At 46.8% G+C, this 6,222-nt stretch carries 5 protein-coding genes and 1 pseudogene; 1 reads left to right on the top strand and 5 read right to left on the bottom strand.

Annotation, left to right across the window (positions count from 1 at the left end; genetic code table 11):
• Positions 1-204: 204 nt before the first annotated feature.
• On the bottom strand, positions 205-1,830 hold the full coding sequence (locus IEW74_RS16940; protein WP_188667331.1) for an acetate--CoA ligase: 1,626 nt from the start codon (positions 1,828-1,830) through the stop codon (positions 205-207).
• A 317-nt stretch (positions 1,831-2,147) separates the two neighbouring features.
• Positions 2,148-4,376 carry a methyl-accepting chemotaxis protein gene (locus tag IEW74_RS16935; RefSeq protein WP_188667329.1) on the bottom strand — a complete coding sequence of 743 codons (2,229 nt, stop codon included), beginning with the start codon at positions 4,374-4,376 and terminating at the stop codon, positions 2,148-2,150.
• A 204-nt stretch (positions 4,377-4,580) separates the two neighbouring features.
• On the opposite strand from IEW74_RS16935, the gene IEW74_RS16930 reads away from it, so the two are divergent.
• The gene (locus IEW74_RS16930; protein ID WP_188667327.1) at positions 4,581-4,823 is read left to right on the top strand and encodes a hypothetical protein; all 243 of its coding nucleotides are present in this window, start codon (positions 4,581-4,583) and stop codon (positions 4,821-4,823) included.
• 68 nt (positions 4,824-4,891) lie between these two features.
• Here IEW74_RS16930 and IEW74_RS16925 read toward each other — a convergent pair whose 3' ends face one another.
• The 3 genes and pseudogenes from IEW74_RS16925 to IEW74_RS17740 all read right to left on the bottom strand — a co-directional run.
• Complete coding sequence (locus IEW74_RS16925; protein ID WP_188667325.1) at positions 4,892-5,692, bottom strand: helical backbone metal receptor; 801 nt, start codon at positions 5,690-5,692, stop codon at positions 4,892-4,894.
• 17 nt (positions 5,693-5,709) lie between these two features.
• Positions 5,710-6,015 (bottom strand): STAS domain-containing protein, encoded by a 306-nt coding sequence (locus IEW74_RS16920; RefSeq protein WP_188667323.1) that lies wholly within the window; start codon positions 6,013-6,015, stop codon positions 5,710-5,712.
• Positions 6,016-6,109: 94 nt separating this feature from the next.
• A pseudogene (locus tag IEW74_RS17740) lies at positions 6,110-6,222 on the bottom strand (IS982 family transposase); the annotation flags it as partial.

Raw genomic sequence — 6,222 nt, 5'->3', positions numbered from 1 at the left:
CATGCCCCGATGGGCTCAACCGCTTCAGGCACCGTCAGGGAGGTGTTGCAACACCTCCCTGACAAACAAAAGAGGCAGAAAGATCATAACAAATCTTTCTGCCTCTTAATGTATAAGTCCCTTGTTCGCTTATCTGAACAAGGGACTTTTTTTATGCTTGCCCCTTTGCACGCCAAAGAACAACGTGCAAAGGGTTTGACTGTGTTAAGCTTTCGCTTCGTCGCGCAATTCCACACGACGGATTTTACCGGAAATGGTTTTCGGTAAAGCGTCACGGAATTCAATCTCGCGCGGGTACTTGTAAGGTGCGGTCAGGTGCTTGACGAAATCCTGAATTTCTTTTTCCAGTTCGTCAGACGCTTCATAACCCGCCGCCAACGTCACATAAGCTTTGACGATCTCGCCGCGCATTTCATCGGGTTTTGCCACAACAGCAGACTCAGCAACCGCCGGGTGTTCGATCAAGGCGCTTTCAACCTCGAACGGGCTGATACGATAACCGGACGAGGTAATCACATCATCAGAACGACCAACGAACCAGATGTAGCCATCCTTATCGCGTGTTGCCGTATCCCCGGTATAATACCAACCGTTGCTGAAACATTTTGCATTGGCGGCTTCGTCTTTGAAATACCCTTTGAACAAACCGTACGGATGTTGTTCTGTCATTTTAACGGCGATATGGCCCACAGTATCGTCCGCAACAATATGGCCGTCATCATCAACCACATCAACCGTCAGACCGGGAACAGGTTTTCCCATAGAGCCGGGGCGAATTTCCATCCCCTTATAGTTGGCAACGATATTAACCGTTTCGGTTTGCCCGTAGCCGTCATAAACATCACAACCGGTCGCTTGTTTCCAGGTGCGCATCACTTCCGGGTTCAACGGTTCACCGGCACCGATGCAATGTTTCAGACTGCCAAGGTTATAAGGTGACAGGTCCATTTGCGCAAACACACGATAAACCGTTGGCGGGGCGCAGAAGGATGTTACGTTCAAACGTTCAATTAATTTCAGGTGGAAATCCCCATCGAAACGACCGTCCCCATCATATAAAACAATCGTTGCGCCCATCAACATCGGCGGGAACAGCATGCCCCATGCGGCTTTGGCCCACCCGGTATCCGTCAATGTCCAATGAACATCACCGTCTTGCAAATCCATCCAGTACTTGCCGGTAATGGCATGCGCCAACCCATAGGAATAATCGCGTGGGACCATTTTCGGCATAGACGTTGTACCAGATGTAAAATAGATCAACATCATGTCGTCAGCACCGGTTGGTTCCACATCATCGCGCGACAATTCATCAGAATTTTCAGAACATAATGTTTCGAAATTCACCCAGCCATCGCGGTCTTCACCGATAATAATCAGATGTTCCAGTGTCGGGCATTTTTCTTTGATCTCTTCAATTTTTTCGGCATGTTCCGCTGTCACAATCGCCAGCTTGGCACCTGCACGATTGATGCGATATTCCAAATCATGCGCTGTCAGCAGGTTTGTCCCCGGCATAGACACAACGCCAACCTTCATCGCACCGACTAGGACTTCATACCATGCCGGAATACGGGCAATAACCACACAGGCAAAGTCACCTTTTTTACAGCCCAATGAACGCAGGCCATTGGCAAAGCGGTTCGCTTTTGCGTTGAGTTTTGCGTAAGTGTGTTCTTCCATCTGTTCGCCATCACGGCTTACAGCAATGTAGGCAACTTTATTTGGCTCATCCTTGGCGCGTTTTTCAACCAAATCGAACGCAAAATTATAATTGCTCGGGATCTCCAACGAGAACTCGTTACGCATTGCCTGATAGACATCACTCATTGCTTTTTCTCCTAATTTGAGTTGCCATGCGCGGCAGTGTAACGCAGTTTTAAAATCATAATGTTAAAAATTGTAAAGGGAAACGAGGCCAGCTTGTCGTTCTGCATACAAACAGTTTCGACACCCTACATACTTTTGTTTAACTATATGATTTATAATATTTTATTTATACAAACTTGGACTGTTTTTTGTTCATCTCACAAACATTTTTTTTCAGTTGATCCGTCCTTTTCCATCCCCGAAAAGGCAAACTGATACGTTTCAAGCAAGACTCGGTATTTTTACGTATCATTCATCAGGGTTTCTAGGTATGCGGTTTATGCCTTGCGCATATCGTCAAGGAACGTTTCAACTTCCTGATTAAGCTTGCTGCTCTGATCATCAATACTGGAAACACCTTCCAAAACTTCACTGACCTTTTCGTCATTATTTTTAATCGCATCCGCCACATCGACCACACGCTCGGAAATCGTGTTCACATGGGTTGCTGTATTTTGTACAGTCCTGCTGATTTCCGCTGTCGCCGCGCTTTGCTCTTCAACAGCCGCCGCAATCCCGGCGGATAATTGATCGATATCGGAAATAATAGTGGTGATTTGCGCGTTGGCTTCAACCGCTTCAGCAATTTCATTTTGGATACTGCCAATCAGTTCTGAGATATTGTCGATCGCAGATGCCGTTTGATTGGCAAGATTTTTCACCTCGCTGGCGACCACGGCAAAACCTTTACCGGCCTCACCTGCACGCGAAGCTTCAATCGTTGCATTCAGGGCCAGCAGATTGGTCTGTTCGGCAATCGTATTGATCAAGCCGATCACACTTTCGATTTTCTCAGAGCCCTCTTTCAAACGTTCAATATTGTTATTCAGGTTGGCCGCACGACTGACCGCCTCATTCGCCACTTGCGAACTATTGGCAACCTGCCCGCTGATTTCGGTGATGGAACGTGACAGCTCCTCCGTATTGGCCGCAACCGAGGAAATATCCTGCGTCATCACTTGCGAGGCTTGCGTCACTTCCTGAGTTTCAGACAAAGTATGGCGCGAGATTTCATTCATTGAAACCGCCTTGTTCCGGATATCACTCAGCGATTCAGACAGAATGGACAGCGATTGCCCGACAGCCATATCGAAATCATCCGCCAGTTTTTGAGCCTGTGCTTTCTTTTCTTCTTCCGCACGTTTTTGCTGTTCTTCCTGCGCTTTTTTCAGTTCGTCCGCTTCACGCAGACCATTTCGCAATAACGCAAGGGCCGAGCCCATCATACTGATTTCGTCACTGCCATTGCGATTGACCCGCGTGGACAAATCCCCACGGGCAATTTGTTGCATGCCCCGGACCAAAATCATCAAACGTTTCACCAGATTACGCAAGACGTAGAACCAGCCAACAAGAATAACCACCAAAATGGAAATCACCGTCACAACGACCAATGCAATCATGGTCTTTTGTGCCGACACATGGTTTTGCGCAACCGCCCCATCCATATCGTTTTTGAGATCGGCAACAATTTTGTCGACCTCAACCGACAAGGCGCTTGAAACATCGCGCGCCTGATTAAGCAGGGCATCGCTTTCATTGCGTAATTTCAGTTGTTCCCGGCGCAATTTTAAAATATTGTTTGTGGCGTCCCCCTTACTGCCCAATGTCAAAAGTTCCTGAAACAGTTTTTCCAATTCAGGCACATCTTGGCTTTGCGCCATAACAGATAACGGACTTGCCATAGATGCAATCGATTGCAAAAAACCTTCTTCGACTTTTTGCAGGCTTTCGGCTGTTTCGCTTTGCGACCCTTCCAGCAACATACCGATCAAAAGGTTTGCCCCGCTTTTAAAGCCAAGAACGGCTTTTAAAAACTTGGTGACCTCCAGCGGGGCCATTTCCAATTCGGTCGTTGCCAGATCCACCTCTTGGCCCGCCTTGACCTGTTCCAAGACCTGTTCAATATAAGTCAGCCATTTTTCAGAAATATCCAGCATGCTGATATTGACCCCACTGGTCATGGGATCCAGTTTTTTCTGGGAAATTTCGCGCAAGGAAATCAGATTTTTCCCCAGTTCATTGCGCCGTGCTTCCATCTGCTGCATTTGGCGCACAATCTCGTTCATACGCGTCACCAGCGGCGGGATTTGCTGCAATTTTGCCTGCAATGCTTCGGCCTGCTTTTTATCTTTTAACAGGGGGGCTAGCGAGCTCACCCCTTGATTGGCATCCGTGATTGTTTTTTCAATCGTATCCATATGGGCTTGGCGCTCTTCATCGGTGGATGCAGAACTCAAAAGCGGGGCCGAGGCCACCAATTGCGATGTCTGGTTCGCCAAAATCAACGAAGATATAATCACCGGGACCTTTTCTTCACTGATCGCATTCTGCGTTTCGCTTAGTTGATTAAGCCCATTCCAACTGACAAAACTGACCAGAACGCAAAGAAGGCCGACACTTCCAAAAGCAAGTAACAGCCTTTTACCAATACCAAAGCCAATTTCGCGATCAAGATTCAAATCGTCATCCGCCGCATTTTGAATCGGTGTGCCCGTATTATTCATGCCCAAGTACCCATAGTTACACGATTAATTTTAATTCGTTTTTATCATGCCAGATTACAGTGCAGGTTGTCCTGAGGAAATCCGCATCACTGCCTACATTTTTTACGTAAAATAACGTAGGCCCCGGTTGACCGACATCATTTCATTTTTCACGCCTCGACGGTAATCCTGTTTCAACTCAATTTCTATATCAGGAGCATTTTTATGAACGTTTTCCGCTTGGCCATCACAGAAGATAACAAAATTATGAGTGTTGAAGGGGATCTTGAACTGGGCCAAGCCCCCAATGGCATCACGATTCACGAAGTTTATAACTGCCCTGAAGAAGCGCAGATTGAAGATGCAGCCTATCTGCTGTCCAAAGGACCGCTAAAAGAAGGTATGTTCCGTCACAACTTCGCCGATCTTGCCTCTGGTGGCGCATCCTGCTGTGGTGCATGTAGCTAACCTCATTAAATATAAAAGCGGCGCATCCATTAGGGGCGCCGCTTTTATATCTTTATATACATTTAAGCTTAGCCTGAAAGCTTCTGCGCAAATTGCGCTAAATATCTCATCCCCTCAATGGCGCGACTGCCGTACCAGCTGGTCATTTCCCCATCGATAATATGGAGCTTATCAGCCGGAATGTTATATTCCTCGCTGAATTCATCCAAATGATGCTGTTTAAACAGAAACGGTTCGCTGGAAAACAGGATGGCATCCACCTCGTCCAAAACTCCGCTTTCCAGATCAATTTCAGGATAACGTACCTCTGCGCTTTGCGGCTGGGTGATCATATGGGCGGTGCGGAGCGATTGCGAGATATAAGTCTCGCCCGTCACCGTCATCCACGGATCTTTCCAGATAAAATAAAGGACCTTTTTTTCTTCCAGTCCTTGTGCCGTCAACTGGGCATGTGTCAGGGCGGCCTGAAAATCTGAAATTAATCGCGCGGCCTCCCCCTTTTTATTGAAAATATTCCCGATCAAGCTGAACAGATCAATATTATCACTGGGTGTGTTGGGATGAGTGACAACAATATGAGGGATAAATTCGGCCAGTTCGTCAACCAGTTCTTTGGGGTTTTCATCCACATTGACGATCAGGTGCGTGGCATTCAACGCCTTGACCTTATCCATATTCACCTGTTTGGTCCCGCCAATACTGCGGATCTGCTTGACCTGATCTTTGGGATGGACACAAAAAACAGTGCGTCCGACAACTTGATCCCCCAACCCCATATCAAACAGCAATTCCGTAATACTGGGGACGAGAGAAATAATGCGGGCATCCTGACTTGGCTGATGGCTTTGCCCGATTGCATCTATAAACATGGAAAGATACCGTCTACTTATTCAACGATTTTAAAAAGTCGATCGAACTTGGAAAGGTCGAACATGCGCCGTACCATCGGCTTGGCCCCGGTAATCGTAAGCGTAATCCCCTTGCTTGAGGCTTCTTCATGGAGTTCAATCAACATGCCGAGGCCTGATGAATCGATATAATCAAACTCATGGACATCCAGAACCCATTCTTTTTTATCGGATGTTGCCATTGCTTTACTAATTTCAAGAATCTTCTGTCGCGAAGAAGCTTTGATATTGCCGTAAAAAGCCACCCGTTTGACATCATTTTCATCAATGAGAGAATATTCCATTTGCCACCCATGATTGACTATTTTGTTTATCAAGACAGCCAGACTACTGAGATCAGCTTTCTTTGGCAAGTCTCCAGACTATATGTAAAAAACGTCAATTCGGGATAAGGAATGTTGTCGGCAAGCCTTTCAGTGAACATGCAGGTTTCCTCGGTTTCAAAACATATGCAGCCAATCCTGCAAGCAGATTGATGAAGAAATGATCTG

This window comes from Terasakiella brassicae, assembly GCF_014641495.1.
Taxonomy (GTDB): Bacteria; Pseudomonadota; Alphaproteobacteria; order Rhodospirillales; family Terasakiellaceae; genus Terasakiella; species Terasakiella brassicae.
The sequence above is the reverse complement of the archived record's forward strand: the minus strand, read 5'-3'. Positions and strand labels throughout refer to the sequence as shown.

Coding starts and splice junctions, on each gene's coding strand:
- IEW74_RS16940 (WP_188667331.1), bottom strand. CDS start 1,830: ATGAGTGATGTCTATCAGGCAATGCGTAACGAGTTCTCGTTGGAGATC.
- IEW74_RS16935 (WP_188667329.1), bottom strand. CDS start 4,376: ATGAATAATACGGGCACACCGATTCAAAATGCGGCGGATGACGATTTG.
- IEW74_RS16930 (WP_188667327.1), top strand. CDS start 4,581: ATGAACGTTTTCCGCTTGGCCATCACAGAAGATAACAAAATTATGAGT.
- IEW74_RS16925 (WP_188667325.1), bottom strand. CDS start 5,692: ATGTTTATAGATGCAATCGGGCAAAGCCATCAGCCAAGTCAGGATGCC.
- IEW74_RS16920 (WP_188667323.1), bottom strand. CDS start 6,015: ATGGAATATTCTCTCATTGATGAAAATGATGTCAAACGGGTGGCTTTT.